This is a genomic window from Streptomyces endocoffeicus (assembly GCF_016741935.1).
GTDB lineage: Bacteria > Actinomycetota > Actinomycetes > Streptomycetales > Streptomycetaceae > Streptomyces > Streptomyces endocoffeicus.
The window spans coordinates 1,899,140-1,926,034 of the sequence record NZ_JAERRG010000001.1; the positions used below are offsets into that span (position 1 = coordinate 1,899,140).

The window sequence follows — 26,895 nt, forward strand, 5'->3', positions numbered from 1 at the left end:
GAAATCCGAGGTTCATGATGGCGAACACCGAAAGAGCATACATGCCCCGTTCTGGGACACTTTTGAGTGCTTCTCGCCTTGTTTCTCCAGTCACGCGACGGCGCGCAGCCGACGGGGAGACCCGAAGCTTCGATTCCGGGGCTCCCCGTCGAGAAAAGAGCGCGTCCGACTACTTCGCGAAGCGGTAGAGCTTTTTGTTCGCGAACTCGAGCATGCCGACCTTGCCCATCTCGCGGCCGTAACCCGACTTCTTGACGCCGCCGAAGGGCACGTCCGGACCGCCGAGGCCGTTGGCGTTGACGAACACCATGCCGACGTCGAGCTGGTCGCCGACGCACTCGGCGCGCTCCAAGTCGTCACAGATGACGACCGAGCCGAGGCCGTAGGGCGTGGAGTTGGCGAGCTCGATCGCTTCCTCGTCGCTGGAGACGCGGTAGAGCTGCGCCACCGGGCCGAACAACTCCTCGCTGTAGACGTCCATGCCCAGGGTGATGTCGCCGATGACGCTCGGCGTGTAGACGTTGCCCCGCGGCTGGTTGTCACCGACGAGGATCGTCGCGCCCTGCTCGATGGCGCCCCGCACCTGGGCTGTCAGCGTCTTGGTCGCGGAGTCGGACGAGAGCGGCCCGTAATCGCCGTTCTCGTACGACTGGGCTCCGATCGCGGCGGTGAACTTCGCCGCGAACTCCTCGTAGTAGCGATCGATGACGACGATGCGCTTCGAGCCGATGCAGCTCTGCCCCGTGTTGTCCATGCGGCCGGCCACCGCGTGCTCGACCGCGCCGTCGATGTCGGCCGTGTCGAGCACCAGGAACACATCGGAGCCGCCCAGCTCGAGCACGCACTTCTTCAGCGCACGGCCGGCCTGCTCGGCGACGATCGCACCGGCGCGCTCGGAGCCGGTGAGCGAGACGCCCTGTACGCGGTCGTCGGCGATCATGTCGGCGATCTGCTGGTGGGTCGAGAACACGTTCACGTACGCGCCATCGGGGAAACCGGCGTCGAGGAACAACCGCTGCAGCGCGAGTGCCGACTCCGGGCACTGGGCGGCGTGACGCAGAATGACCGTATTGCCGAGGATCAGATTCGGTACCGCGAATCGCACGACCTGGTAGTACGGGTAGTTCCACGGCATGACCCCGAGGATCACGCCGGTGCCCTGGTAGCGGAAGAAGGTCCGCAGTCCGTCGGCGACCTCGAGCTGCTCATCGGCGAGCCACCGCTCCGCGTTGTCGGCGAAGGCGGCACTGATCTTGGCCGCGAACTGGATCTCGCCGATTCCCTGCGGAATCGGCTTGCCCATCTCGCGGTTGATGATCTTCGCGAGTTCGTCTTGGCGCTCGATGAAGAGCTCGGCGAGACGCCGAGCGTGAGCGGCACGTTCGCGCACCGTGGTTCGGTGGGACCACCCCTGGTATGTCCTGTGGGTAGCCGCGAGGGCGGCCTCGATCTCCTCCGCGGTCGCCGCGGGGTATTCGGCGACGGTCTCGCCGGTGGACGGGTCGGTAACGGCGAAGGTGCCCATCTGTCCTCCTCCTTGATTTCTTGGGGCGTTCCGGATGCTGTGCCGGAAGAGATGGCTGCCCCGCGACGGGATGCCGTGGGGCAGCCGCGGTCGTCCGCGCGCTGGGATTCCGCTCAGACCTCGCTGCCGGGAGCGATCGTCGGGCCGTAGTAGCGCTGGCGCTCACGGCCTTCGCGGTGCTTCTCGCCGCCTTCCAAGGTCTCGGGGCGCTCCGAGGTCATCGGGGCGCCGACGTCCCAGAAGGCGCCACTCCCCGTGAGGTAACGCCAGGGCTCCACGTGGGCCACCACGACGGCCGGGCGGCCCTGGACTCCGCGGGCCTCCTCGAGTGCCGACTTGAACTCCTCGATCGTCGTGGTCGACCACGAGACCGCGCCCATACTGGCCGCGTTCGCGGCGATGTCGACGGGCACGACGGGCCCGTCGAGGCGACCGGTCTCCGCGCTCCGCTCGCGCAGCTGAGTGCCGAACTCATGGCCCGGGCCGCCCTTGGCGACCTGCAACGGCCAGATGCACTGATGCCCGCTGTTGTCGATGATCACGACGGTGATCTTCTGGTGTTCCTGAACCGCGGTGATGAGCTCGGTCGGCTGCATGTAGTACGTGCCGTCACCGATCAGGACGAAGACATCGCCCGGCGCCTCCGATCGGGCGAACCGATAGCCGAGACCGGCAGGCAGCTCGTGCCCCATGCAGGAGTTCGCGTACTCGGAGAGCACCTTCGTGCCGTTCGAGGTGTCCCAAGCCTTGTGGACACCGCCGACCACACCACCGGAGCCGAGCACGAGCGCGTCGTCGGCGCCCGTGTGCTTGTTGAGCACGTCGATCACCTGCGCCTGGCTCATGTTCTCGCCGGGGATGTCTTCCAGGTCGTGCCCGAGCACGTCGGCCGTGGCTCGGCGCGCGCCCGCGATCTCGTCGCGGTAGCCCTCGGCGCTCTGGTACGCGGCCGCGGTCAGCCCCTCGTGCAGCGCGGTGAGCGACAGCTTCGCGTCTCCGACGACGGGATACGAGCCCATTTTGTGCGCGTCGAAGGAGCTGACGTTGAAGTGCACCAACCGGACATCGGGGTTCTCGAACAGCGAGTGCGACGCGGTGATGAAGTCCTGCAGCCGGGAGCCGACGCTGATCACGCAGTCCGCGCGCCCGGCGATCCGGTTGGCGCCGATCGTGCCGTCGACCCCGAGCCCGCCGAGGTTGAGGTCTGAGATCGGGCCCATCCCCTTGCCGGCGTAGGTCTCCGTGACGGGGATCCCGAAGTCAGCGCTGAGCCTCGCGAGCTCGTCGGCCGCATCCGAGTAGCGCACGCCGCCGCCGGCGATGAAGACCGGCCGCCGCGCACGGCGGATGATCTCGATCGCGTCGCGGATCTCCTCCCGCGCCGCCGGTCGGCGGCGGATGGGCCAGACGCGCGGGCTGAAGAACTCCTCGGGGAAGTCGTAAGCCTCACCCTGGATGTCCTGCGGAAGACAGACGACGACCGCACCGGTGTCGACCGGGTCCGTCAGAACCCGCATCGCCTCGGGCAGGGTCACCAGCAGCTGAGAGGGAGTGGTGATGCGGTCGAAGTACCGGCTCACCGGGCGAAAGGCATCGTTGGCCGACACGTCTCGCTCCACCGGGTGCTCGATCTGCTGGAGCACCGGGTCGCCCTTGCGGTTGTTGATGATGTCGGCGGGGAGCAGCAGGACCGGGAGGCGATTCGTGGTCGCGGTGGCGGCGCCGCTGATCATGTTGGTCGAGCCCGGGCCGGCGGACGCGGTGCAGGCGAGGGTCGACGCACGATTGGTCGCCTTGGCGTACCCGATTGCCGCGTGGACCATCGACTGCTCGTTCTTGCCGGCGAAATGAGGGAAGTCGACGCCGTACTCGTCGATGCCCTGGGCCACGCCGACCGAATTGCCGTGACCGAAGATTCCGTACATCCCCGGGATCAGGCGACGGCGCTCGCCATCAAGTTCGCTGTACTGAACCTGTAGGTACTCGACGATCGCCTGCGCGACGGTGCGCCGGCGCACGCTCTTGCTGGGGGCGCCGACTGCGCTGTCGGCGGCCGCGGTGGTGGTCATGCCTTCTCCTGGGTCTACGGTTGCCAGAGGGAAAAAATCAGTCGAATCGGTAGGGCTCGTGCGGCCCGACCGACGGAAGCGGACGGGGGCGCTCGCAGGTGCTCTCGATCTCGATGTGACGACCGAGCTCCGACGACTTCTCGAAGGCGAGAAGCACCTCGAGCACGTGGTAGGCGAAGGCGCCGCCGGTACGGGGCTCGAGTCCGTTCCGGATCGCGTGGCCGAACTCGGCCAAGCCGATCCCGCGGTAAGCGTCGTCACGGTGTGTGATGGCCGTCTCACGCCAGTCGCCGCCGCCGGGAGGCGTCATGTCGAGGGCGAGGTCGCGGGGCTCACCACGGCGAAGGATCGGCGCGCCGGAGAAGTGGTCCGGGTCGGGCGCGGCAATCGATCCGCTCGTGCCGTAGATCTCGAGGTGCGGAAGATGGTGGTTCCACACGTCCCAGCTCACGATCAGCGTGGCGGTCGCACCGGACTCGAAGTCGATCGAGCCCGTGACGTGGGTCGGGGTCTTGATGTCGATGACGCCGTCGTAGCCGCCGTCCGCGGTGGGGCGGGGTCGAGTCTCCGAGGACCTCGGAGCACTGGCCGAGACCCGCTTCGCCGGGCCGAGGAAGTTCACCAGGTTGGTGACGAGGTACGGACCGATGTCGAGCATGGGACCGGCGCCGGGGCTGTAGAAGGGATCGATGTTCGGGTGCCAGTGCTCGTAGCCGCGGTTTGCGAACGAGCCGAAGACGGCGACGGGCCGGCCGATCCAGCCGTCGTCGATGAGCTTGCGGCTGGTCTGCATGCCCGACCCGAGGAATGTCGTGGGCGCGGACCCGACCTTCACGCCCGCGGCCCGGGCGGCGTCGAGGATCTGCCGCGCCTCCTCGAGCGAGGTTGCGAACGGCTTCTCCGACAGCACGTGCTTCCCGGCGGAGATCGCCTGAAGTGTGACCGGAGCGTGCAGATTCGGCGGGGTCAGGTTGAGCACCAGCTCCACCGCGGGGTCGGCGAGCAGCTCGTCGGGGGTGAGCGCCTTCGGGACCGAGTACTCCGCCGCGCGCTTGGCGACCGCTTCGGCGTTGACGTCGGCAAGTGCGACGATCTCGACGTCGGGATGGACCCCGATCTTGTCGAGGTACTGGTTGAGCACGTTTCCGACGCCGATGATGCCGACTCGGATGGGATCCATTTCTCTCACTTCTCTTCTGGGTTCCGATGCTCCCGCGCAGGGAATGTCGCCGAGTCCTTCTAGCGGGCCGACACCCGCTCGCGACGAAGCCGCGCCGTCGCGGTGTCGTCGACGACGTCCTCCGTGACCACGACGCCGTAGACATCGACTGCCGACCCCGGCGTGATGCGGCTCTCCCGCAGGTCGTCGAGCACCGCGGCCGCTTCACGCTCGAGGGGGTCGCCATAGCCGCCACCGCCGGGCGTGATCGACACGACCTTCTCGCCACGGAGCATGTCGTACCGGCCGACGACCGGGATCTCCTTACGGCTTCCGTCGACACCTTCGACCCAGGCTTCCGGAACAGCGCCTCCGGCACCGCCGCGAACGCCCTTCGGCGGGTTGAACTTGCCCTCGAGCCCGTACGTGATCGTCACGTCATCGTCGCGGGCCTCCATCGTGACGCGCGTCGCGAGCCCACCACGCTGACGGCCCGCGCCACCCGAGTCGGCGACGAGCACGCGCTCGTGGATGAGGATCGGGTAGCGCTGCTCGTCGACCTCGACACTGTCGTGGTAGAGAAGGGCGCCGCACACGGGGCGCTGGTAGGTCGGCCAGCCGTCGGCGTACGGTGTGGCCGGACCGCCGACGCCGCCGACCAGGATCTGGTTCACATAGGCGTTGCCGTTACGCTCATCGATGCCCGAGACCACGGACTTCGCCGGGGCCTGACCGGTCGCTCCTTCGGCAGTGCCATACCCGTCCCCGATCTGCGAGAACGCGGACTGAACGATGTTGACGACCCGGTCCGCCAGGTTGGTCGTGCCCGACGAGCACGAGTAGGGGTGCTTCGGCACGCCGACGGCGCAGCCCTCACGCAGCAGCACTTCGAAGCGCCGGAAGGTGCCGGCGTTGCTCGGCAGGGACTCCGGAAGACCCGACAGGATGCCCGCCAGCGCGGCTCCGGTCGCCGTCGCGCGCGTGAGGTTGAGTCCGTTCGGCAGGTTGTCGGGGTTGTCACGCAGGTCGATCGTGACCCGGCCGTCGGCCGGCTTCACCGAAATCGTGGCCTGAATCGGAACCCCGTCGGGACCGGTGCCGGGGAAGGGATCGTGTGATGTCGAGCCGGTGAGAGACCACTCCGGCAGCGTCTCGACCGCGCTCGTCGCCAGGCGCTCCGAGTAGTCGAACCAGGCGTCGACGAACTCGACGAGCGTGTCGGCACCGAACTTCGCCGCGAGCTCCCGCACGCGGCGCTCGGCGATGCGCGAGGCTCCTACCGAGGCGAGGTAGTCGCCGTACCACTGGTCGGGCACGCGGATGCGCGCGCGGCACATGCGGATGATGTCGTCGAGATCGGTGTAGTCACGCTGAATCCGCACACAGGGGAAGATCAGCGCGCCTTCCTCGTAGACGTCGCGCGCGGTCGCGTAGAACGTCGTCGGGAGCGAGTTACCGCAGTCGGCCTGGTGGGCCTTGGTGACGGCGGTGAACAGGTGCCGCCCCTCGACGAAGATCGGCACGAGAACGCAGTGGTCGGCCGCGTGGGAGTTGCCCATGTAGGGGTCGTTGTGCAGGAACGCGTCACCCTCGCGGATGTCATCGTGCAGCCTGATCATGTCCTCACCGAGCGGACCGGCGCCGAACACGTGCACCGGCACCCCCTCGGCCGCGGCGAGCAGCTGGTTGTCGGCAGTCAGCACGGCGCAGGAGAAGTCGCGCGCCGTGTTGATCACCGAGGAGCGTGCGGACCGGAGCAGCCCGCTGGTCATCTCGCGGACGATCCCGTCGAAGGCGTTCGCCAGCACCGAGAGTTTGACCGGGTCGAATTCACGTGACATGTCACGCCTCCTTACGAGTCAGGTAGATGTTGGAGCGGTCGTCGAGCGTCGCGTCCCACTCCGGCGGCACGACGATGGTTGTCGTGGGCTGGTCGATGACGGCCGGGCCGGCGATCTTGTCGCCGGGGCCGAGTGTCACGCCGCGGTAGCGGGCCGTGTCGAAGCTCTCGCCGCCGAAGGTCATCGGATCGGTGCGGTGCGACTCGGGCGATCCGCCCGTGGCGACCGTGTCCCGCAGCTGCTCCGGCCGTGGCACCTCGACGCGCACGCCCCAGGTGATGATCTCGACGCGGCTCTGCGCGTCGTGGGTGCCGTTGCGGTGGTCGTGCTCCGCGTGGAACGCGCGCGCGATGACATCGGCAGCGTCGCCGCGGGTGTTCGGCGCCTCGTCGAGGTGCACGCGCAGATCCCACGCCTGGCCGGGGTAGCGCGCGTCGACAAAGTAGGTGACCTCGGCCTCGGCTCCGACACCGTCGAAGCGGGCCGCGAACCCGGCCGCCTTCACCTTGATCTCCTCGATGGCCCGCGTCGCCGACTCGGCATCGAACGCGTGGGTGTCGTTGTGCAGTGGCGAGAGGAACTCGGTGGCGATGGGGGCACGATGGGCGCCGTAGGCCGCGAGCACCCCCGCGGTCGCCGGAACGAGAACCGTGTCGGCTTCCAGCAGCACGCCGATCGCCGCGGCGACCATGGCTCCGGCGCCGCCTCCGGCCACGATGAGCGCACCGCGCGGATCGACGCCCTGCTCGAGCGAGGCCTGTCGGATCGCCGTCGCCATGTGGTTGGCCGAGACATCGAGGATCGCCTGCGCCGCCCGCTGGATGGTCATGCCGAGCGGGCCGGCGATGCGTGACTCGATCGCCCGCACAGCGGCGTCGCGGTCGAGGGTGAATCCGCCCTCGAAGCCGCTGGCGTCGAGGTAGCCGAGCACGACGCACGCGTCGGTGACGGTCGGCTCCTCGCCGCCGCGGCCGTACGCCGCGGGGCCGGGGGTGCTGCGGGCACTCTGCGGGCCGACGCGAAGCAGCCCGCCGCCGTCGATCCAGGCGATGCTGCCGCCGCCGGCTCCGATGCTCGAGACCGCGACCGACGACAGACCGGTCAGGTGACCGACGAAGGGCTCGCCGAGCCACGCCTCGCGGGTGTGGCGCACGACTCCCCTCTCGACGAGCGACACGTCGAAGGTGGTGCCGCCCATGTCGCAGACGACGACGGTCTCCCGATCGGGTGCCGCCGCCGCTCCGACGAGCGGGGCCATTGACGGACCCGAGTTGAGCAGCAGTACGGGTCGGTCCAGTACGTCGGCGACGTCGAGCACGGCGCCTTCCGAGGTGACGACCAGCAGATCGCCCGTGAACCCGTACTTCACCAGGTCGGAGCGCAAGTTGCCGAGGTGGTCGGCCATGAGGGGCTTCAGCGAGGCGTCGATGGAGGCGGCCGACGAACGCCGGTACTCGCGGATGGTCGGGTTCGCCCGGTGCGAGAGCGTGTAGGGGACGCCCGGGAGGATCTCCTCGATCAGCTCCGCGAGGCGGGCCTCGTGAGCGTCGTTCATGATCGACCACAGGAATGACACGGCGATTGCCTCGACGCCCTCGTCGACGAGGGTCTTGAGGGCGCTGCGCACCTGCTCCTCGTCGAGGGGGACGAGCACGTAGCCCTCGGAGTTGACGCGCTCGCGGATCTCATAGGTGAGTCGGCGCGGGATGTACGGGCCGGGGTAGGCGGCCTTCGAGTCGAAGGCGTCGCGGCGGCCGCCCTCTCGCAGCAGCAGGGTGTCGGCGAAGCCCTCGGTGACCAGGAGCGCGGTCTTGGCGATTTTGCCGGTCAGCACGGCGTTGGTGGCGTGGGTGGTGCCGTAGACGATCACGTCGGCGTTGCGCAGCACGTCGTCGCCGCTCCAGCCGACGGACTCGGCCGCACGGCGGACCGCGGCCTCGAAGCCGGTGAACACGCGGTCGTAGGTGGTGAGTGCCTTGCCGGCGGCCATGTCGCCACTGTCGGAGCCGACGACCACGTCTGTGAACGTGCCACCGGTGTCGACGGCGATGCGGTATCGCGCGTCACGGCCGCCTGAATTCGTCTGGGCCTCGGTCATCTTTCTTCCATGTCTGTCGAGAGCTTGCGAGTGGTGGTCGCCCACGTGGGCTGGGGCGTCGTCACGGCGTCAGTGCTCGGCGACCCGGTTGCTGAGAACGCCGACGCGCTCCACGTCGACCTCCACGGTGTCGCCCGGCTTCAGCCAGATCGGTGGAGTGCGCTTCGCTCCGATCCCCTGCGGCGTGCCGGTCGCGATCACATCGCCCGGCTCGAGCATGAGGAAACTGGAGAGATAGGAGATGATCCGGGCGATCGGGAAGATCTGGTGCCGGGTGTTTGAGTGCTGCAACTCCACACCGTTGACACGGGTGACGAGTTCGAGCGTCTGCGGGTCGCCGATCTCATCGAGGGTGACGAGCGCGGGGCCCCACGGGGTCGAACGGTCGACGGTCTTGCCGGCCGTCCACTGAGTCCCGCGGTACTGCAGGTCACGAGCCGAGATGTCGTTCAGTGGGGCGAGGCCGGCGACGTGGTCGAGGGCCTCTTCCTCCGGCACGTGACGCGCCGTACGGCCGATGACTACAGCCACCTCGCCCTCGAAATCGAGGTTCGCGCTGATATCGGCACCCTGGATCTCATCCTCGGGACCGACGAGCGTCGACGCGAACTTCACGAACACATCCGGGTGCTCCGGCAGCGCCCGACCCGTTTCGGCGACGTGGTCCTTGTAGTTGAGTCCGACGCAGAGCACCTTCGCCGGATCAGGAACGGGAGTGGTCAGGTGCACGTCGGAGCGAGCGCCGACCCTCGTACCCGGATTCCGGTCGATCAGCCCCGCCAGGTCGGTCGAGAACGCCTTGAGCTCGGGGCCATACACGGCCAGAAAGTCCCGGACAGATGAGGCCGGCGCCGTGCCGGCCGCCCTCAGCAGACGCTCAAGGTCGAACACCGTGTCGTCGAGGAGCACGCCGCCTCGGACGCGGCTCTCGTGGAGGTAGGAGACGATTCGCATGGCTTCTGCCCTCTCTCAGTGCTGTGCGCCGGCGGCGACGGCGAGCACGGCATCCGCGAGGCGGTCCGCGAGGTCGTCGACGACCGCCTGGTCCATCGGGGTCGACAGCGAGAGCAGGTTGGCCGGCGAGCCGAGCAGGCCGCGGTTGTACGACTCCCACCACAGCCGGTGCTGCGTGCTTTCGTCGACCTTCTCGGAGCCCGCGGGAACGGCCCGGAGCAGCGAGCCACGCCCCCGCACCTCCCAGCCCGCGTCCGCGACGCGGGCCATGACCGACTCGCGCGCGGTGTCGCCGAGGTTGTTCAGCCGCCGCACCTCGGACTCACCGTAGAGGCGCAGCGCCGCGGCGCCGGCCGCCATGCTGACCGGATTGCCGGAGAACGTGCCGCCGTGCGGCAGGCTTCCGGGCCGCGTCGGGTCCACCTCGGACATGAGCGAGCCGAGGCCGACGACCGCGCCGACCGCGAAGCCGCCGCCGATCGTCTTCCCCGTGGTCAGGAGGTCGGGAGAGACACCGTACCCGCCGCTCAGACCGTGCGGGCCGAGCCGCAGGCTGATGACCTCGTCGATGATCAGGACGATCCCGTGGCGGGTCGCGAGGTCCCGCGCCGTGGTGACGAACTCGTCGGAGATACGCAGCAGCCCCGCGCGGTTCGGCAGGAGGTCGAGGATGATCGCCGCGTAGGCGTCGGGCGCTGCCTCGATCGCCCGGCGGAGGAACTCGGCGTCGTCGAGCGGAACGGGAGTGACGTCGTCGATCACCCCCTGGGGCACACCGCGGGTATAGGCCGGGCCGCCGGGGACGAGGGCGATGTCCGATGTGCCGTGGTAACCGCCCTTGGTCACGATCACGCGCTCACGACCCGTGCCGGCGCGGGCGATCCTGATGGCGGACATGACGGCCTCGGTGCCGGAATTGGTGAACCGCACCTGATCGAGGCCGGTCAGTCGCGAGAGCAGCAGATCGGCCAGCTCCCACTCGTAGAGGTTGGGGATGCCCCAGCTCGCCCCTGACGACAGGGCCTTGGTCGCCGCCTCCGTGATGTCCGGGTGGGCGTTGCCGTGGATGAGCGAGGTGAAGTTGTTGTTCGCGTCGATCAGCTCGCGGCCGCGGTCGTCCCAGACGCGGTAGCCCTCGCCGCGAACGGCGTAGGGGCTCGGCGCGCCGGTGTAATAGGTGGATCGGCCGTAGCCGCCCGGCAGAAGCGGATAGCCGCGCGGGCCCCGGCGCAGGTGCGGATCCTCCGCGGGGGCGCTGCCCGAGACATGGTTTGTCTGGATATTCGTCGCCACGTCAGTCTTCTCCACTTATCAGTACACGAGGTCGGTCAGGGGCAGCCCGGTGAGCACGGACCGCGCCCGCTCCACCGCGCCGTCCTGCAGCGCCCCGGTCGAGCGGTTGGAACGCCAGGCGATGTGCGGGGTGAGGATCGTGTTGGGCGCGGATCGCAGCGGGTGCTCGGCGGCGACCGGCTCCTGCGAGAAGGTGTCGATGCCGGCACCGGCGATATGCCCCGACGTCAGGGCCGTCGCGAGTGCCTCCTCGTCGATCAGTCCACCGCGCGACACGTTCACGACCACGGCCCCCTCGCGCATCCGCGCGAGCACGTCTTCGGAGACCAAGTGCCGTGTGTCGTCGTTCAGCGGGAGGTGCAGCGAGACGATGTCGGAGTTCTCGAGCACGCTCTCCAGGCTGCCGAGCTCGACCGGTCCGTCGGCGATGAAGGGGTCGTAGCCGCGCACTCGCGCACCGACCGCCGAGTACATCCGTGCCACCTGCTGACCGATGCGCCCCAGGCCGACGACGCCGACCTCGAGCCGCGAGAGCACGGGGGTGTCGTAGCCGATGACCCCGGCCCAGCCGAAGCGGCGGATGGCGGCGTCGCCGGTCGGAAGCCGGCGGGCGAGCGCGAGGCCCATCGCGAGGGCGTGCGAAGCCACCTCTTCCGAGGCGGTGCCCGGGACGATGGCGACCGGGATACCGGCCTTCGTGGCCGCGTCGACGTCGATGTTGTCGTAGCCCATGCCGTAGCGGATCACCGCGCGGCACTTCTTCATGATCGGGAACTCTTCGGCGGTGAGCCGCGCGTAGGGCGTGACCATCACGATCTCGGCGTCCGGCAGTCCCGCGCGGAACGCGTCCACGTCAGCCGCCGCGATGAGTTCGTAGCCGAGCTCATCGGCGAGCGCATGCTCGCGATTCAGATCCGGGAAGTGGTGAGGGGCCACCAGAATGGTCCCCGGCTCATCGCCGTTCATATCGTGTCGTCCTGTTCGCGTCGGGTTCTCGTCGTCGCCGGAGGGCGGCCGGGGCCCGTTTTCCTCGAGGCCGGTTCCGGAGAGCTGACTCAACTAAAACCCGGTGCGAGCGCGGCCATCCGTGCCAGATCGACACACTCGACGGGCCGCTTTCGGACACGACGAACGGCCCGGACCCGCTGGGTCCGGGCCGTTCGCCGGGTGGTCAGAGGTCGAAGCCTCGACTGCGGAAGTAGTCCATGCGCCGGTAGAAAGTGGAACGCCCGATCTCGAGGATCTCGGCGGCAAGTCGCCGATTGCCCTTCGCTTCACGCAGGGCGCCGCGGATCTCGACCAGCTCCGCGTCTTCGAGACGCGACAGCCGCCCCTTGGTCAGCATGCGGTGGAAGCTCACGGGCAGATCGTCATCAGAGACCTCGATGCCTCGAGACCGCTCGACCGCATCTGAGACGACCTGGCGCAGCTGGGCGATGTTGCCCGGCCAATCGGAGTTGGTGAGGGTCGCGACGAGCCTTCGCGAGAGCCGACGATCGCCGATCTCACTCGCGATCGCGTGCGCCAGCAGGGGGATGTCCTCGCGCCGTCTGCGCAGCGGTGCGAGCTTGATCTCGAGCGCCCCGCCGGCGTCGGCGATCGCGCGGGTCGCATCCGTGACGCTCGCGGCAGTGAAGATCACGGTGTGGTGTACGCCTCCTCGCAGCCGCGCGGCCACGTCGCGGGAGTCCGTGGGGGAGAGCTCGTCGGCGTGAGCGATCAAGAGGACCAGCTCGGACTCCGTGACGTGCTCGCGCGCCTCATCGATCCGGGTACGGGCATCGGTAGCGCGCGCGTCAATCCGGATCACATCGCCGCGGACGCCGGCGATCGCCTCGGCGAGCCGTGTCTTTCCGCTACCGGGCTCGCCGATGATGGCCACGGACCGGCACTGCTCGACCGCGGTCCGGGCCGATGCGACGGCCTTCTGCAACGAGAGGCTCTGTCCGTCGAGGCGCTCGAGCAGCTGGTCAGCGGACGACGAGGGGTCGTGCTGCGAGACCGTCGGCGCGTCGAGCGTCCGGCTCCGGCGGGCAGCGTGGGGGCGGACGACGGCGACGGCGCCGAAGCCCGAGGCGGACAGGTCCACCGGCGAGACCTCGATGCTCGCCGCCCCGAAGCCCGCAAGCATCACTTCCACGCTCGTGCCATGTCCCGAGGACATCACGCTCTTGGCATAGCCGGTGACGACGGAAAGATCGGCGCCTTCCAACGACGCCGTCGCGGCGGAGTTCATGAACGAGTGCTTGCCATCGGTCACCACGACCGCGGCCTTCCCTCGTCGACGCGAGATGGTGAGGTACTCGCGCAGAAGCGTGCGCTCCCGCGACGACATACGCGTCTCGATCTCACGCTCGATCCGCGACGTGACCCCTTCGAGCATCAGGAGCGTGGACGACGGGTCAAGCCTCTGCACCCGAGCGGCCGGCAGCGTCAGCCCGACCACTGCTCGCACCCGGTTGTGGAACGGATCGCGGATAAGCGAGGCGAAGCACCAGTTGCCGCGCATATCCTCGCGGAAGTGCTCCCCGGGCGATAGCCAGACGGCACGGCCCTCTTCCAGTGCGACGCCTTCGCCGTTGCTGCCACAGCTCGCCTCCAGCAGCGAGTAGCCCGGCGGGAAGTCGACGTCCTCTCTCAGGAAGGCTGGATTGGCCAGCGCTCCATTCGGCGAGCTCAGGCTCACGTGGCCGCCGATGTCCTCAGCGACCTCGTCGAGCTTCCGCAGATGCGGCTCGGTGATGAGCATCGTACGCTCGTCGACACGCCCCTCGTCGATGTAGCCGCGGTCGGCCTCCGAGTCGACGCCAGCAGCGCGACTGCGCCGCCACGAGCGGGCGATCACCGGACGGAGGGCCGAGAGATCGTCGGTGGCGTGGCTCAGGAACAGCTCGCGGATCTCGGCCGTATGGTGGGGCGCCGACGATATTCTCCACGGGGACGATGCGGCTGACACCATGGTGACTTCCTCGCCGGTTGTGCGTGCACGATATGAGCGTACCTAACAGGCGCTAGGCGTGTTTGTCTACTGTTCTCACCAATCGAGGGTGGGCGCCTCGGCGAGCGACAGGCTGTTCCCATCGGGGTCCAGCACGGTGACGTGGCGCACGCCGTTGCTGTAGGTCTCGACCGGTTCGTGGTCGATCCCGTGTGCGGCGAGTCGGGCCAGGATGTCGTCGAGGTCGTTCACGCCGAGCGTGATCATGGCTCCGCCTACTCGCTCAGCGCGCACGTCCCGATCGTCAACGACGACCCACGCGTTCTCACCGAGCCGCCACGTTCCGCCGGGCGGTCGAAGGGTACGGGGCAATGGGGGTTGCGCGGCAGGTCAGGACGGGGTCGGGGTCGAGGTCGGAGAGGGATCCGAGTCTGCTGCCGGCCCTTGGGATGTTCATCGTGCTGGCCGCGGGGCTGGAGCGCTGTGGGCAAGCCGGTGTGGTCGTATCCGCGTGACCGGTGGAGTGACGAGCGGTTCAGGCTCGGCACGCGGCATGATGTGCCGCGGGATGCGATCGGCAGCGAACTGGACCGGTTGCGTTCGACGGCCTGACGCAGCGGGGCCGGTCGCTTCCGGGGTCGTCGGAAGCGCGGAGCGGGTCACTCGTGGCGGGGAGGACGCGGGTCTTCCAGGCGGGAGAGCCAGGTCGTGAGCAGTGCTTCGAGCGTCTCGGACTCCGCGGGCGTCAGCAGATTCAGCAGGTGGCGTTCGTTGCGCATGTGGTCGGTGAACGCCTGGTCGATCAGTTCGCGTCCGGGTCCGGTGAGGGCGACGATCCTGCCACGCTGGTCGTCGTCCGAGCGGCGGCGGGTGACGAGTCCGGCTCGCTCGAGGCGGTCGATCCTCTTGGTCATCGCACCGGTGGTGACCATGGTGTGCGCGGCGAGCTCGCCGGGAGCGCGTTCATAGGGTTCGCCGGCGCGGCGCAGTGCGCACAGGACGTCGAATTCCCCCTCGGTGAGGTCGTAGCGGCTGTATACGCGGCAGAGTTCTTCGGTGAGTTGACCGGCCAGGCGGTGCAGCCGGCCGATCACTCCCTGCGGGGAGATGTCGACGTCGGGCCGTTCGCGGCGCCAGTCGGCCTGGATGCGGGCCACGCGGTCCAGCGGTTGCCGATGTTCCATGGAAGACAAATATAGCTTCCCGGGAAGCTATATTTGTCTTCCATGGAAGCTAATGCGCGTTGGGTGGCGCTGACCGCGGTCGCGCCGGTGGCGTGGGGAGCCAACTACTTCGTCACCCACGAGTTCCTCCCCGCCGGGAGCCCGCTGTACGGGGCCGCTCTGCGGGCGCTGCCCGCCGGGCTCGTCCTGCTGGCGTTGTGCCGGTGGCGTCGGCCGCACGGTGCGTGGTGGTGGCGGTCAGCGGTGCTCGGATCGCTCAACGTGAGTGTGTTCTTCGTCCTCGTCTACGTCGCCTCCCAGCTGCTGCCGACGAGCGTCGCATCGACCGTCATGGCGGTGTCCCCGCTGACGATGACGCTCATCGCCTGGCCCCTGGTGTCCGAACGGCCCCGGACCGCACATCTGTCCGGTGCCGTGGTCGGGCTCGCCGGGGTGTGCCTCATGCTGCTCACGGGAGCGGAAGGGGTGAGCGTGCCGGGAGTTCTCGCTTCGGCCGCCGCCATGCTGGTGTCGTCCTTCGGCCACATCCTGACCAAGCGGTGGAGCGCCGATACCGATGTGCTCGCCTCGACCGCCTGGCAGCTGACCGCCGGAGGGCTGTTCCTGCTTCCGGCCGCCGCGGTGGTGGAGGGCCCTCCGCCCGCCCTCTCCACACCGGCGCTCATCGCCTTCGGCTACGTCTCCCTGGCCGCCACCGCGCTGGCCTTCACCGCCTGGTTCACCGGGCTGCGGCACCTGCCCGCGGGAACCGTGGGTCTGATCGGGCTGCTCAACCCCGTCACGGGCGTGCTGCTCGGCACGATGGTCGCCACGGAGGTGCTGACCGTTCAGCAACTGTGCGGACTGGTCCTGGTCCTGGCCGGGGTCGTCCTCGGCCGGCCCGCACGCGCGGGCCGACGTGGCACCGGCCGGACGCCCGGTCAGCCTGACACTCACCGGCACCCCGCACGGGGTCCCTCTCACTCCCAACCCCGGTGAGGACACTGGGACTTTGGCTAGGGTGCTGCTGAAATGCAGCGCGGGGAAGCACTCATGAGGTACGGGTGGCCCCATGCCACGCACGTTGAGTTCAACGAAAACCCGCACCGCGCTCCGCGTATCGGCGCGTATCTCCCTCGAATTGCTTCTGATCCTCGTCATGGCCGCGGCCGTCCTGTGGGCCCTGGGCCAGATGTGGTCGGTCATCTGGCCGCTCGTCGTCGGCCTGCTCCTCACGACGCTGACCTGGCCCCTGGCCCGCGTTCTGCGTGGGTGGGGGTGGCCTCCCGCGCTGGCCGCCTCGGCCGTGACCCTGCTGTTCCTCCTGGTCGCCACGGGTATCGTGGCGCTGATCGCGGTGCCCGTGGCATCCCAGTCCGGTGAACTGGCCGACGGTGTGACCGAAGGCATCCAGCGGGTGCGTGAATGGGCCGCCGGGCCGCCGCTGAACATCGACGATGCCCAGATCGCGCAGGCCACCGACTCCGCGGCGGCCCGGTTGCAGAGCAGTGCCGGCAGCCTGGTCAGCGCTGTCGTCGCGGGAGTGAGCACGGTGGTCGACGGTGTGATCACCGCCGTCCTGGCGCTCTTCCTGATGTTCTTCTTCCTCAAGGACGGCCCGCGGTTCCTGCCGTGGCTCGCCCAGCAGCTCCCCGGCCGGCTCGCCACCGACATCCCGGCCGTGGCCGAGCGCAGCTGGGACACCCTCGGCGCCTTCGTGCGTTCCCAGGCGCTGGTCGGCTTCCTCGACGCCGTCCTCATCGGACTCGGGCTGTGGGCTCTGGGAGTGCCGCTGGTGCTGCCGCTGGCGGTCCTGACCTTCATCTCCGCGTTCATTCCCGTCGTGGGGGCCTTGTTCGCGGGTGTGGTCGCGGTGCTCATCGCGCTGGTGTTCAACGGTCCGACGGACGCGCTGATCGCGTTGGCGATCATCATCGTGGTGCAGCAGCTTGAGGGCAATGTGTTCCAGCCCATGATCCAAAGCCGCGGCCTCGGCCTGCACGCGGGGGTCGTCCTGCTGGCGGTGACACTGGGCAGCAGCCTGGCCGGGATCGTGGGCAGTCTGCTCGCCGTACCGGTGGCCGCGCTGATCGCGGTGGCCTGGAACTACGTGCGCGAACAGCTCAGCCACCCGTCACCAGAGCCGGAGAGCAACGAGCAGCCGGCCGGTGGCGCTGTCGTGTCGTAGCCCGTAGCCCGTAGTCCCTAGGCACCGGCAAGCGCATCGGTCGCTGCCGACCGGGTGGGCGCCGGGGGCAAGGCCCCCGGCGCCCACCGATGAGCGTGGGAGCGGTTCACCGTTCGCTGAGCCAGGACTCCACTGTCATGACCCTCGCCCCTCGTCCGGGGAAGACGCGCTCCATGAGGAAGTCATGGACGTCCGCCTCGGCGTCCGCGCAGGCGTCGCTCAGGACAGTGGCCCGGTAGTCGCGGTCCAGGGCGTCGTAGAGCGTTCCCGCGACCATCGCGCTGGTCGCCACGCCTGTCAGCGCGAGCGATTCGACGTGCTGGGCGCGCAGCACCAGTTCGAGTTCCGTTCCGACGAATGCGCTGGTGCGGCGCTTGGTGATGACGACATCCTCCGGTCGCGGTGCCAGTCGCGGACTGATGTCCGTCTCCCCGGATCCCTCATGAAACAGGGGGCCGGCTCGGTGAAACGCCGTGAACAGGGTGTTGTTCTCGGAGACATCGGCTCCCGATGCCCTCAGCTCCGTACGCACGAAGACGACGAAGATGCCGTGCGCACGAGCGGCGCGTACCAACTCCTGAATGGGAGGCACGGGCGCTCGGCTGAAGGGGTAGTTGGCCAGGATGCCTGTCTGCATGTCACCGATGATGAGTGCGGTGTCGGTACGGCCGGTCACCCGATCTTCTCCGTGTCGTGGGGCTGGGGCTGGGGCAGTGGATCCTGGGCGGTTGACTGTTCCGCCTTCCGCCCGGCCGTCAGCAGGATCACCAATCCGACGGTGAGCATGAGGGCGATGGCCAGGAGGGCGTAGGTGAAGTCGCCGGTCGCGTCCGCGATGGCGCCGGTCATGTAGGGGCCGATGAAGCCGCTGACGTTGCTCACCGAGTTGATCAGCGCGATGCCCGAGGCCGCGGCGGCACCGGTCAGGCACAGCGGCGGCAGTCGCCAGAACTGCGGCATGGCGGTGAAGACGCCGGAGACACTGACGCAGAACGCCCCGATGAAGAGCACGTCGTTGTGGGTGAAGGTGGCCAGCAGCAGGCCTACGACACCGAAGGCCAGGGGTACCGCCGTGGAGAACACCACGGACCGGCGCGCCGCCACCTTGGCCCAGGCGAGCATGGCGACGATGGCGATGGCCGAGGGGATGCCGGCGAGCAGCACGCTGCTGACATCCGAGATCGTGGACGCGTTCCCGGTAAGCGTGGAGATCATCGTCGGCAGGAAGAAGGCGATGGGGTACAGGCCGAAGACGATGGCGAAGAAGGCGAAAGACAGCATCCACACACGTCCGCTGGAAAGCGCCTGACGCACCCCGGTGAGCGCGCCGTGTGCGTTCTGCTGGGCGGTTTCCAGGGTCAGTCGATGCTGGATGGCGTCCTTCTCCTGGGGTGTCAGCCACTTCGCGTCGGCGGGCCGGTCCGGCAGCAGGCCGTAGATCAGGGTTCCGGACAGGATGGTGAACAGGCCCTCGGTGAAGAACAACGACCGCCACCCGGCGTACCCGGTGAGCTGTTCGCCCCAGGACAGCATGGCCGCGGCGAGGGGCGATCCAATGATGCCGGACAGCGGAATCATGATGAAGAAGATCGACATGGCCCATGCACGCTGTCTCCTGGGAAACCAGAAGGTCATGTACAGCAGGATTCCGGCGGCCAGCCCGGCCTCCGCGAAACCGAGCAGGATGCGCATGACGTAGAGCTGACCAACGCTCTGCACGGCCGCGGTCCCCATGGTGACGAGGCCCCAGGAGACCAGGATGCGGGTGATCCATTTCCGCGCCCCGAACCGGCGCAGCATCATATTGCTGGGGATCTCCACGAGAATGTAGCCGATGAAGAACAGGCCGGAGGCCAGGCCCAGCTGTCCGGCGGTGATGCCGAGACTCTTGTTGAGCGACTGTGCCACGTAGCCGAGATTGGCACGGTCGATATAGCTCATCACGTAGGCGAGGCCGATGAGCGGGATGATGCGGATACCTACTTTGCGCCAGACCCGGCGCATGTCGTCGTCTGTTGTCTTTGTCGGGGCGGTGACCTCGGCCATGGCGGGGTCCTCTCGGTGAGCGGGATCCGAGGGTGGTGAGGTGGGGGGTGAGGAGGGTGAGGTGAGGGGGCGGGGACGGTGAGGTGAGGGTGAGGGGTCGGGGACGGTGCTAGTGGCGCCCAGCGGCGCGCCGTCGCCGTGTTGCCGCCGTGTCGATCGCGCCTTCGGGCGTGACGACGACTCCGTAGTCGCGGGTCGCCGCGGAGGCGGTGACTTTCCCGTCGAGTACGTCCCGCAGGACACGGTCGGGATCCCGGGTGAAGGGGTCCCCGTGGCCGCCTCCGCCGGCGGTGACGTGCCGGTGGCGTTCGCCGGCGGCGAGGAGCTGGACGACCTTGGCGGGGAGTATCTGCTCCAGTGGGGTGCCGGGGTTGAGGATGTTGGACGACGGCGTGCCCTGGGCTCCTCCCTGGAGCCCGTAGGGCAGGTGGGTGCGCCGGTCGGAGCGGATCTGCACCGAGACCGTGGGAGCGAGAACCGTCATGTCGCGGAAGGTCGACAGACCGCCGCGCCACCGGCCGGGGCCACCGGTGTCGGGCAGGTAGCCGTAGCCGTCGATGCGCACATGGCCGGACTGCTCGAGTTCCTCCACCGGTACGTTGGCCAGGTTGGCGCCGAGCGGGCTGACGCCGTCCACACCGTCACGGTCCGGCCTGGCTCCCCAGGCCCCGCACAGGATGTCCCACAGGACGTTGGTGGTCCCGTTCTCCCCGGTGATGCCGATGGCCACGGAGTCCGGGCCGCCGTCGCCCGCGGCCGGGACCCGGTCGGGGAAGACGGGCGCCAGCGCCCCGAGGACGGTATCGATGATGCGGTAGGCGACCAAGCCCCGGGCGCCGCGGGCCGAGGGCCTTCGGCCGTTGAGGATGGAGGCCTCGGGGATCGTGAAGGTGAGGGGCCGGTAGAAGCCGCTGTTGGCCGGGATGTCGGAGCCCAGGGCGCCCTGGATGGCCGCGTAGGAGGCGGACCGGGTGAAGGACTCGGTGGCGTTGAGCGCCGAGGCGACCTGGGGGGAGGACCCGGTGAAGTCCACGTGCAGGGTGTCCCCGGTGATGGTGACGGTGACGCGGAACGGGATGGGCGGCGAGCCCATGCCGTCGTCGTCGATGAAGTCCTCGAACGCGTAGGCACCGTCGGGGGCCTCGGCGAGCGCCGAGCGCAGCAGGGTCTCGGAGTAGGCGAGGAGTTCCTCGTTGAGTGCGGCCAGCCCGTCGGTGCCGTGGCGTTCGGCCAGTTCCTTCAGGCCTTCCCCGCCCGCGTGACACGCGGCGAGCTGCGCTTCCAGGTCGCCACGGAGAAGGTCCGGCTCGCGTACGTTGCGGAGGATGAGCGCGAGGAAGGTCTCATTGAGCGTGCCCGCGTCGCACAGCCGGGACGGCGGTATTTGCACGCCTTCCGCGAAGATGCTGGTGGACTGCACCGCCATGGATCCCGCGGCCCAGCCTCCCACGTCCACGTGGTTGACGACGGTGACCGAGTAGCCGAGCAGTTCCTGCCCGGAGGTGAACACCGGGGCGATCGCGAAGATGTCGGGCAGGTGCATGCCGCCCAGGTCGGGATCGTTGAGAAGGTAGACGTCGCCCGGGCGGACGGAGTCGCCGAAGGCCGTCAGTACGGCGCCCATGGCTTCGGGGATGGAGCCGAGGTGCACCGGACAGGTGTTGGCCTGTGCGATCACCCGTCCCGAGGCGTCGCACAGCGCGGCCGAGAAGTCCATGCTGGAGGCGACGATCTGGGAGTGCGCGGTGCGCAGAATGGTGATCGCCATCTCGTCCGCGAGTCCGGTCACCGCGTTCCGGTAGACCTCGAACGTGGCGGCGTCACTGATCGGGCGCGGGCTCATGGGGTTGCCTCCGGGACTGTGGTCGTCCAGCTGATGACGATGTTGTTGAAGCGGTCGCGGTGGGCGGTGGCCGCCGGCGGTACGAGGGTGGTGGCATCCATGTCCTCGATGACGAGGGGGCCTTGCCGGGGCTCCGGTGACAGTGCGGCGCGGGGGATGACCGGGGTCGGCTCGGTCCGGTCGAATCGGCACCCCCGGGTCGTTTCGGCACGGGGCGCCGACTGCGGCAGGCTCAGGAGCCGCTCGACGCTGACGGGATTGCGCACCCGCCCGCGGACGCGGAGGTTGACGATCTCGACAAGCTCATCGGTACCGGCGCGGCCGTAGGTGCGGTGGTGCTCGGCGTGGAACCGCTGCCGCACGGAGGCCATCAGACCGGGGTCCAGCTTCCCGTCGGGGACGGTGACGGACAGCTCGAACCGCTGACCTCGGTAGCGCATGTCGAAGACCCGCTGTACCTCGGTGTGCGCCGAGGGGGCGGCCTCCCGCAGGGCCTCGGTGACTTCCTTGGCCATCCGGTCGAACTCCGCGCCGAGCAGGTCGAGCGCGTCGAGGTCCGCCCGGTGGGGCACCACCGCCTGCCGTTCGGTGTCGGCGACGAGGAGTCCCAGACTGCTGAACAGCCCGGTGTGCACGGGGACGATGACGGTGTCGATACCGAGCTCCCGGGCGATGGCCGCGCCGTAGAGGGGCCCGGCACCGCCGAAGGCCACCATGACGGCCTCCCGCGGATCGCGGCCGCGTTCGCTGGTGACGGCCTTGACTGCCTTGGTCATGCTGGACACGGCGACTTCGTAGGCTCCGCGCGCGGCCGCCGGGATGTCGACGCCGAGGTCCTGGGCCACCGGGGCGATGGCCTGCCGGGCGAGGTCCGGCTCGATGGTCACCCGCCCGCCGGCCAGGGCCTGCGAGCTGAGGTAGCCCAGGACCACGTTGGCATCGGTCAGCGTGGGGCTGGTCCCTCCGTTGCCGTAGCAGGCGGGACCGGGCCGGGAGCCGGCGCTCTCCGGTCCGACCCGCAGGGAGCCGGCGACGTCGGTGGAGATGACGCTGCCTCCGCCCGCACCCACTTCGGCGATGTCGATGGAGGGCACGCGCAGCGCGTATCCGGCCCCCTTGCCCATGCCGCGCGTGATGTTCATGCCCCCGCCGACCTCGTAGTCGCCGGCGACGAACGGCTCCCCGTTCTCGATGAGGGATGCCTTGGCCGTGGTGCCGCCCATGTCGAAGGCGACCACCGAGTCAAGGCCCATGAGCTGGGAGAGTTTCCGTACGGCGATGACACCGGCGGCGGGTCCCGACTCGATGATCTGTACCGGGCGCCCCACCACCGAGGGTGCGTCGAGGAGACCGCCGCTGGACTGCATGATCATCAAGGGCGCGGAGACGCCCGCTTCCCGCAGACCCGCGCCGAGCGCCGTGACATAGTCATGGACCTGGGGCCCCACATAGCTGTTCACGACCGCGGTACTGGTGCGCTCGTACTCCTGCATCTGAGGCGTGATGTCGACGGAGGCGGTCACATACGCGCCGGGCAGGAGGGCCCGCAATTCGGCGGCGACTCGGCGCTCCTCCTCGGGACGGACATAGGAGTTGATCAGGCACACCGCCACCGCCTCGAGGCCCTCGGCCCGGATCTCGGCCGCCACCCGCGCCAGTTCGGCGGAGTCCGCCGGAGGCTCGAGGCGGCCGTCGGCGGTGATGCGCTGGTCGATCTCGTAGCGGTGGCGCCGGGGAACCAGCGGGACCGGCCGCTGCCAGGAGAGGTCGTACAGCAGGGGGCGGCGCAGGCGCCCGAGTTCCAGGACATCCCGGAATCCCCGCGTGGTCACCAGGGCGGTACGCGCTCCCCGCATCTCCAGAATGGCGTTGGTGGCCACCGTGGTGGCGTGCAGCATCGCCGTGACCTGGTGCGGGAGCGCGTCCGCCGCGGAGAGCGCGGCCCGGGTTCCGCCGAGGACGCCGCTGCCGAAGTCCGGCGGTGTGGAGAGGACCTTCACGGGGACGACCCGGCCTCCCGGGCCCAGAGCGATGACATCGGTGAAGGTCCCACCGATGTCGGCGGCGACTCGCCAGCTTCCGTCGGGATCGGTCAAAGCGGGTCCTGGCATGTTCGGCTCCTTGAAAGGCGGCCCTGGAGGGCTCCCTCGCGCCGCCCCTCCGGCAGCTGCGATGACCATAAGGCAGATGTGAGATCTCAGCAATGAGTGGTTAAGATCTTTGTTGTGGGTGCGGCACTTTGCCGTACCGCGCGCGTCACTTCCGTTCCCGCTACTCCGCGACAGGCGGGCGGGCCACTACGCCGTCCCCACTCCCCCGCCTCAACTCCCCGAGCCGCCGCCCCACTTCCTCGAGGTCGGCGGCGGATCCCCCGTACACCATGCGGACGTGGGTATCCGGCCCCGCGAAGGCGTCTCCCGCGATGGCCGTCATGCCGTGATCCAGCAGCAGCCGCTCCAACCCGCGCCCACGGAATCGAAGCGGGGTGCAGTCGGCGAAGACGAAGACGCCGGCGTCGGGGCGCACCGAAGCGAGGCCGGCACTCTCCAGCCCGCCGCGGAGAATGTCACGCCTGGCCCGCATGGTGGCGAACTCTTGTTCGATCCAGTGTTGCGGGCCGGTCATGACGGCATGCGCCGCGGCCTGGGCCACGTCACCGACGTTGATGGCGTCCCATTCGAAGGCATGGTGTATCGGCTTCAGCAGGTGGGCGGGGGCGTGCACATAGCCGACCCGCCAGCTGGTGAAGGCGTAGTTCTTGCTGAGGCTGGTCACGGTGACCAGGTCCGGATGGTGATCGCGCAGCAGCATTTGCGGCACATAACCGGGCCCGTCCCATACATACCGCTCGTAGGACTCGTCGGAGAAGACGGTCAGACCGTGGCGGGCGGCGATACCGAGAAGCTGACACAGCCGCTCCCGGCTGGGCACATAACCGGTCGGATTGTTGGGGTTGCAGATCAGCAGCGCCCGGGTGGCCGGAGTGATCGCGGCCTCGACAGCCGCCGGGACATGGTCCCAGCCGCGGCTCTCGTCGGACGGTACGTACACCGGCCGGGCTCCCGCCAGGCGGACCATGCCGTCGAAGAAATAGCTCGGCGCGGGGATCACGACTTCGTCGCCCGGCGACAGCAGAGCCCTCAGCGCCACGCTCATCCCGTGCTGGGCGCCGTGGGTGATCAGCAGTTCGCGCCCCGGGTCCACGGCGAGCCCGTACGCGGCCCTCAGACGGGAAGCGATCGCCTGGCGGAGTTCCTCGGAACCGCGGCTGCTCCGGGGGAACACCTCACTCGCGGCAGTCCGCACCGCCTCCACGACGTGTTCCGGCATGGGCAGCATCGGCACGCCCCGGAAGGGGACCATGGCCGCATGGCCCGGCACTGCCATCCGGGCAGGTGCCATCCGGGCACGGTCGGCGAGTTCGAGAGCCGGCAGACGTTCCAGCTTCATCAGGTTCCCTTCACGGATCTTGGTGCGCCGGGCAGCCGGGCAGCCGGGCCCAGACGGTCTTGCCGTCGGGATGCCGTTCGGCCGTGAGACTCCCGCCGCATTCGGTGAGCAGTGCGTCGACGATCGCCGCTCCGCGGCCGTGGGTGGCCTCCGGGGAGGCGGCCGTCGGCCTCGGAACGTCGCGCGAGTTGTCGCGGACACCGAGTTCCAGCGTTCCGTCCTCGCCGATCCTGAGGATCACGACGATGCTCGGCGTGAACACGCCGGCGTGATGCACGGCGTTGGTCACCAACTCCGAGGCGATGAGGCCGACGGTGTGGATCAGCTCGCCCCCCTCGGGGATTCCCCACTCGAGGAGGGTCTCCACCAGGGCACTCCGGACCACGGGCACGTCGGCGGCGGAAGGCGGCAGGGAGAATGTCCGGTCGGTCCGGCGGAGCGCTGTGGCGTTCATAGCGATCATCTCGATGCGTCAGGGGGCAGGAGTCGGTTTCCACCCCCCAACTAGGATCTTAGATATCCATAACTGAGATCTTACATCCGCTCGGAAAACCGCTTCAACCCCCTGGGCACGCGAAATGAGTCCGGCCCTCCGGGATCAGGTGACGCTGATGCTGACCTCGGCGAGCGACGCATGAGACACGAGCTGGTCGATGATCTGCTCCTGGGCGGTCCGCGTTCTGGCGCCCATGGCCGCACGGGCCGCGGCCGCGTCACGGTCCCGGATCGCCTCGAGGATCTCCCGCCGCTGGTGCGCGGCCGGTCCCGAGAAGGGCAGGGACTTCAGCGTGATCCGCAGGACGCGCTCCAACTCGTCGAAGACCCGGATGATCGCCTGAGCCAGCATGTCATTGCCGCACCGGTTGGCGATGATCGCGTCGAACTCGAGGTTGGCGCGAAGGAACGCGTCGAGACTGGCCGGGTCCCCCGTCTCGTACGTGACCGACAGAAGCTCCTCCATCCGGGCGAGATCGCGCTCGGGGCAGCCGATCTCCGCCGCGAGACCCGCCGCCTCGACCTCCAGCAGCCGACGGAAGGCACAGAGGTCACGGGTCCCCTTGAGGGTGACCGGCAGGATGCGGTAGCCCGAGCGCGGCAACGCCTGCACCAGACCGTCCCGCTGCAGCCGGGTCAGTGCCTCCCGGGCGGGCATCGTGCTGGCACCGGCCCGGCGCGCGAGGGTCGACTTGGTGACATGGGCGCCAGGCTCCAGCTCGAGTTCGATGATCTGGCGCTTGATGGTGGCGTATGCGCGCTCGGTGGCGCTGAGGCTCGGATGATCTTCGCTCAGGATGGCCGGCAGATACTTCACGCCTCTACCTTAGCGTAATTGCGATCTCACAATCCTCGCCCGGAGATCTCAGTCAGGGTGAATCCGCCACCTCCCCGCCGGACCTCCACGGCCCCCGCGGCACCCGCGAAGTGCGCGGGGACGACCAACTCCCTTTGATCGGCCGCGCGTTGGAGGATGCGCAGGCGGGTCGCCACCGCTTGTTCCGAGTCCAGGCACGCGGTGCTGTTGCAGCAGGGCTGGAGGATCTGCACCGGGCTGTGCAGCAGGTCTCCGACGAAGACGGCCCGGTCGCCGCCGGAGGCGAGCCGCAGCACGGACGAGCCGGGGGTGTGGCCGGGCGCGGATTCCAGGGTGAGGTGCTCGTCGATGCGGTGGGAACCGTCCCATCGCACGGCCTGTCCGGCCCGGTGGATGGGCGCGACGCTGTCCTCGTAGATCAGGCGGCCGTCGGCCTGCGAGCCGTTGCCGTACATGCCGTCCGGACCGAAGTGGAAGTCGTCGGCGGCCGGGATGAGGTACTGGGCATTGGGGAACGCCGGTATCCACTCCCCGTCCGCCTCGACGGTGTTCCCGCCGACATGGTCGATGTGCAGGTGGGTGTTGACGACGACGTCGACGTCCCGCGGGCGGACGCCGGCCTTCGCCAGACAGCCGAGAAGATCGCCCTGCCAGTGGTGGAACGGCGGCGAGCCCGGCCGTTCGCGCCCCTTGCCCACTCCCGTGTCGACCAGGACGGTCCGCCCGCCGCTGCGCAGCACCCAGGTCTGCAGCGCCAGCACCAGCCGGTCGGTATCCGGCTCCCAGTGGTCCGGCGCCAGCCAGTCCGCGTTGTCCTTCCACACCTCGCCGGCGGTCTCCGCGACCAGGTCGGGGACGGGCACGAACGGGCCCTGCCATTCCACGACCCGGATGACCTCGACATCGCCCAGCACGAGGCGGTGCACACTCTCGTTCATCATGAACTCGACCCTAGGAAGGCCATAAGAGCCTCTCAATGCGCATCCGGCTCACTGAGATACGCATCCGTCTCATGT

The 26,895-nt window shown here is 69.0% G+C and carries 21 protein-coding genes and 1 pseudogene; 3 read left to right on the forward strand and 19 right to left on the reverse strand.

Annotation, left to right across the window (positions count from 1 at the left end; genetic code table 11):
- Nucleotides 1-169 precede the first annotated feature (169 nt).
- The 10 genes from JK364_RS07335 to JK364_RS07380 form a co-directional block, all read right to left on the reverse strand.
- Complete coding sequence (locus tag JK364_RS07335; protein ID WP_201848554.1) at nt 170-1,525, reverse strand: aldehyde dehydrogenase family protein; 1,356 nt, start codon at nt 1,523-1,525, stop codon at nt 170-172.
- Nucleotides 1,526-1,638: 113 nt separating this feature from the next.
- Nucleotides 1,639-3,594 (reverse strand): 3D-(3,5/4)-trihydroxycyclohexane-1,2-dione acylhydrolase (decyclizing), encoded by a 1,956-nt coding sequence (gene iolD / locus JK364_RS07340; RefSeq protein ID WP_201848556.1) that lies wholly within the window; start codon nt 3,592-3,594, stop codon nt 1,639-1,641.
- 37 nt (nt 3,595-3,631) lie between these two features.
- A complete protein-coding gene (locus tag JK364_RS07345) occupies nt 3,632-4,774 on the reverse strand; it encodes a Gfo/Idh/MocA family protein (protein ID WP_201848558.1) in 1,143 nt (380 codons plus the stop codon).
- 59 nt (nt 4,775-4,833) lie between these two features.
- A complete protein-coding gene (locus tag JK364_RS07350; RefSeq protein ID WP_269146175.1) occupies nt 4,834-6,594 on the reverse strand; it encodes a hydantoinase B/oxoprolinase family protein in 1,761 nt (586 codons plus the stop codon).
- A 1-nt stretch (nt 6,595) separates the two neighbouring features.
- Nucleotides 6,596-8,692: a hydantoinase/oxoprolinase family protein gene (locus tag JK364_RS07355; RefSeq protein WP_201848562.1), complete on the reverse strand. Its 2,097-nt coding sequence runs from the start codon at nt 8,690-8,692 to the stop codon at nt 6,596-6,598.
- A gap of 69 nt (nt 8,693-8,761) precedes the next feature.
- The gene (locus JK364_RS07360) at nt 8,762-9,646 is read right to left on the reverse strand and encodes a fumarylacetoacetate hydrolase family protein (RefSeq protein ID WP_201848564.1); all 885 of its coding nucleotides are present in this window, start codon (nt 9,644-9,646) and stop codon (nt 8,762-8,764) included.
- 15 nt (nt 9,647-9,661) lie between these two features.
- The gene (locus JK364_RS07365; protein WP_201848566.1) at nt 9,662-10,939 is read right to left on the reverse strand and encodes an aspartate aminotransferase family protein; all 1,278 of its coding nucleotides are present in this window, start codon (nt 10,937-10,939) and stop codon (nt 9,662-9,664) included.
- Nucleotides 10,940-10,957: 18 nt separating this feature from the next.
- Nucleotides 10,958-11,905, reverse strand: coding sequence for a C-terminal binding protein (locus tag JK364_RS07370; RefSeq protein WP_201848568.1), 948 nt, complete (start codon nt 11,903-11,905; stop codon nt 10,958-10,960).
- A 205-nt stretch (nt 11,906-12,110) separates the two neighbouring features.
- On the reverse strand, nt 12,111-13,898 hold the full coding sequence (locus tag JK364_RS07375) for a sigma-54-dependent Fis family transcriptional regulator (protein WP_201848570.1): 1,788 nt from the start codon (nt 13,896-13,898) through the stop codon (nt 12,111-12,113).
- A gap of 75 nt (nt 13,899-13,973) precedes the next feature.
- On the reverse strand, nt 13,974-14,171 hold the full coding sequence (locus JK364_RS07380) for a VOC family protein (RefSeq protein ID WP_201848572.1): 198 nt from the start codon (nt 14,169-14,171) through the stop codon (nt 13,974-13,976).
- Between the two features lie 168 nt (nt 14,172-14,339).
- Here JK364_RS07380 and JK364_RS55100 point away from each other — a divergent pair.
- A pseudogene (locus JK364_RS55100) lies at nt 14,340-14,489 on the forward strand (diadenosine tetraphosphate hydrolase); the annotation flags it as partial.
- Nucleotides 14,490-14,536: 47 nt separating this feature from the next.
- On the opposite strand, the gene JK364_RS07385 reads toward JK364_RS55100, so the two are convergent.
- Nucleotides 14,537-15,061: a MarR family winged helix-turn-helix transcriptional regulator gene (locus JK364_RS07385; RefSeq protein WP_201848574.1), complete on the reverse strand. Its 525-nt coding sequence runs from the start codon at nt 15,059-15,061 to the stop codon at nt 14,537-14,539.
- Between the two features lie 42 nt (nt 15,062-15,103).
- On the opposite strand from JK364_RS07385, the gene JK364_RS07390 reads away from it, so the two are divergent.
- Together JK364_RS07390 and JK364_RS07395 are read left to right on the forward strand one after the other, a co-directional pair.
- A complete protein-coding gene (locus JK364_RS07390) occupies nt 15,104-16,039 on the forward strand; it encodes an EamA family transporter (protein ID WP_201848575.1) in 936 nt (311 codons plus the stop codon).
- A gap of 73 nt (nt 16,040-16,112) precedes the next feature.
- Nucleotides 16,113-17,228: an AI-2E family transporter gene (locus JK364_RS07395; RefSeq protein ID WP_201848577.1), complete on the forward strand. Its 1,116-nt coding sequence runs from the start codon at nt 16,113-16,115 to the stop codon at nt 17,226-17,228.
- A 106-nt stretch (nt 17,229-17,334) separates the two neighbouring features.
- On the opposite strand, the gene JK364_RS07400 is transcribed toward JK364_RS07395, so the two are convergent.
- The 8 genes from JK364_RS07400 to JK364_RS07435 all read right to left on the reverse strand — a co-directional run bounded on the left by JK364_RS07400 (nt 17,335) and on the right by JK364_RS07435 (nt 26,820).
- A complete protein-coding gene (locus JK364_RS07400) occupies nt 17,335-17,904 on the reverse strand; it encodes a cysteine hydrolase family protein (RefSeq protein WP_307841176.1) in 570 nt (189 codons plus the stop codon).
- On the reverse strand, nt 17,901-19,274 hold the full coding sequence (locus tag JK364_RS07405; RefSeq protein ID WP_230991352.1) for an MFS transporter: 1,374 nt from the start codon (nt 19,272-19,274) through the stop codon (nt 17,901-17,903). Before JK364_RS07405 ends, JK364_RS07400 begins: the two co-directional genes overlap by 4 nt.
- A gap of 109 nt (nt 19,275-19,383) precedes the next feature.
- Nucleotides 19,384-21,117, reverse strand: a complete 1,734-nt coding sequence (locus JK364_RS07410) for a hydantoinase B/oxoprolinase family protein (protein ID WP_201848579.1) — start codon at nt 21,115-21,117, stop codon at nt 19,384-19,386.
- Nucleotides 21,114-23,228 (reverse strand): hydantoinase/oxoprolinase family protein, encoded by a 2,115-nt coding sequence (locus JK364_RS07415; protein WP_201848581.1) that lies wholly within the window; start codon nt 23,226-23,228, stop codon nt 21,114-21,116. Before JK364_RS07415 ends, JK364_RS07410 begins: the two co-directional genes overlap by 4 nt.
- A 160-nt stretch (nt 23,229-23,388) precedes the next feature.
- Nucleotides 23,389-24,567 (reverse strand): pyridoxal phosphate-dependent aminotransferase, encoded by a 1,179-nt coding sequence (locus JK364_RS07420; protein ID WP_201848583.1) that lies wholly within the window; start codon nt 24,565-24,567, stop codon nt 23,389-23,391.
- Between the two features lie 10 nt (nt 24,568-24,577).
- Nucleotides 24,578-25,021, reverse strand: coding sequence for an ATP-binding protein (locus JK364_RS07425; protein ID WP_201848585.1), 444 nt, complete (start codon nt 25,019-25,021; stop codon nt 24,578-24,580).
- Between the two features lie 144 nt (nt 25,022-25,165).
- Nucleotides 25,166-25,879, reverse strand: a complete 714-nt coding sequence (locus JK364_RS07430) for a GntR family transcriptional regulator (protein ID WP_201848587.1) — start codon at nt 25,877-25,879, stop codon at nt 25,166-25,168.
- Between the two features lie 26 nt (nt 25,880-25,905).
- Nucleotides 25,906-26,820 (reverse strand): MBL fold metallo-hydrolase, encoded by a 915-nt coding sequence (locus JK364_RS07435; protein ID WP_201848589.1) that lies wholly within the window; start codon nt 26,818-26,820, stop codon nt 25,906-25,908.
- Nucleotides 26,821-26,895: the final 75 nt, after the last annotated feature.

Bases quoted from the DNA above. Each gene is read 5' to 3' on its own strand.
- JK364_RS07335 (WP_201848554.1), bottom strand. From the start codon at position 1,525: ATGGGCACCTTCGCCGTTACCGACCCGTCCACCGGCGAGACCGTCGCC.
- iolD (WP_201848556.1), bottom strand. From the start codon at position 3,594: ATGACCACCACCGCGGCCGCCGACAGCGCAGTCGGCGCCCCCAGCAAG.
- JK364_RS07345 (WP_201848558.1), bottom strand. From the start codon at position 4,774: ATGGATCCCATCCGAGTCGGCATCATCGGCGTCGGAAACGTGCTCAAC.
- JK364_RS07350 (WP_269146175.1), bottom strand. From the start codon at position 6,594: ATGTCACGTGAATTCGACCCGGTCAAACTCTCGGTGCTGGCGAACGCC.
- JK364_RS07355 (WP_201848562.1), bottom strand. From the start codon at position 8,692: ATGACCGAGGCCCAGACGAATTCAGGCGGCCGTGACGCGCGATACCGC.
- JK364_RS07360 (WP_201848564.1), bottom strand. From the start codon at position 9,646: ATGCGAATCGTCTCCTACCTCCACGAGAGCCGCGTCCGAGGCGGCGTG.
- JK364_RS07370 (WP_201848568.1), bottom strand. From the start codon at position 11,905: ATGAACGGCGATGAGCCGGGGACCATTCTGGTGGCCCCTCACCACTTC.
- JK364_RS07375 (WP_201848570.1), bottom strand. From the start codon at position 13,898: ATGGTGTCAGCCGCATCGTCCCCGTGGAGAATATCGTCGGCGCCCCAC.
- JK364_RS07385 (WP_201848574.1), bottom strand. From the start codon at position 15,061: ATGGAACATCGGCAACCGCTGGACCGCGTGGCCCGCATCCAGGCCGAC.
- JK364_RS07390 (WP_201848575.1), top strand. From the start codon at position 15,104: ATGGAAGCTAATGCGCGTTGGGTGGCGCTGACCGCGGTCGCGCCGGTG.
- JK364_RS07395 (WP_201848577.1), top strand. From the start codon at position 16,113: ATGCCACGCACGTTGAGTTCAACGAAAACCCGCACCGCGCTCCGCGTA.
- JK364_RS07405 (WP_230991352.1), bottom strand. From the start codon at position 19,274: ATGGCCGAGGTCACCGCCCCGACAAAGACAACAGACGACGACATGCGC.
- JK364_RS07410 (WP_201848579.1), bottom strand. From the start codon at position 21,117: ATGAGCCCGCGCCCGATCAGTGACGCCGCCACGTTCGAGGTCTACCGG.
- JK364_RS07415 (WP_201848581.1), bottom strand. From the start codon at position 23,228: ATGCCAGGACCCGCTTTGACCGATCCCGACGGAAGCTGGCGAGTCGCC.
- JK364_RS07420 (WP_201848583.1), bottom strand. From the start codon at position 24,567: ATGAAGCTGGAACGTCTGCCGGCTCTCGAACTCGCCGACCGTGCCCGG.
- JK364_RS07425 (WP_201848585.1), bottom strand. From the start codon at position 25,021: ATGAACGCCACAGCGCTCCGCCGGACCGACCGGACATTCTCCCTGCCG.
- JK364_RS07435 (WP_201848589.1), bottom strand. From the start codon at position 26,820: ATGATGAACGAGAGTGTGCACCGCCTCGTGCTGGGCGATGTCGAGGTC.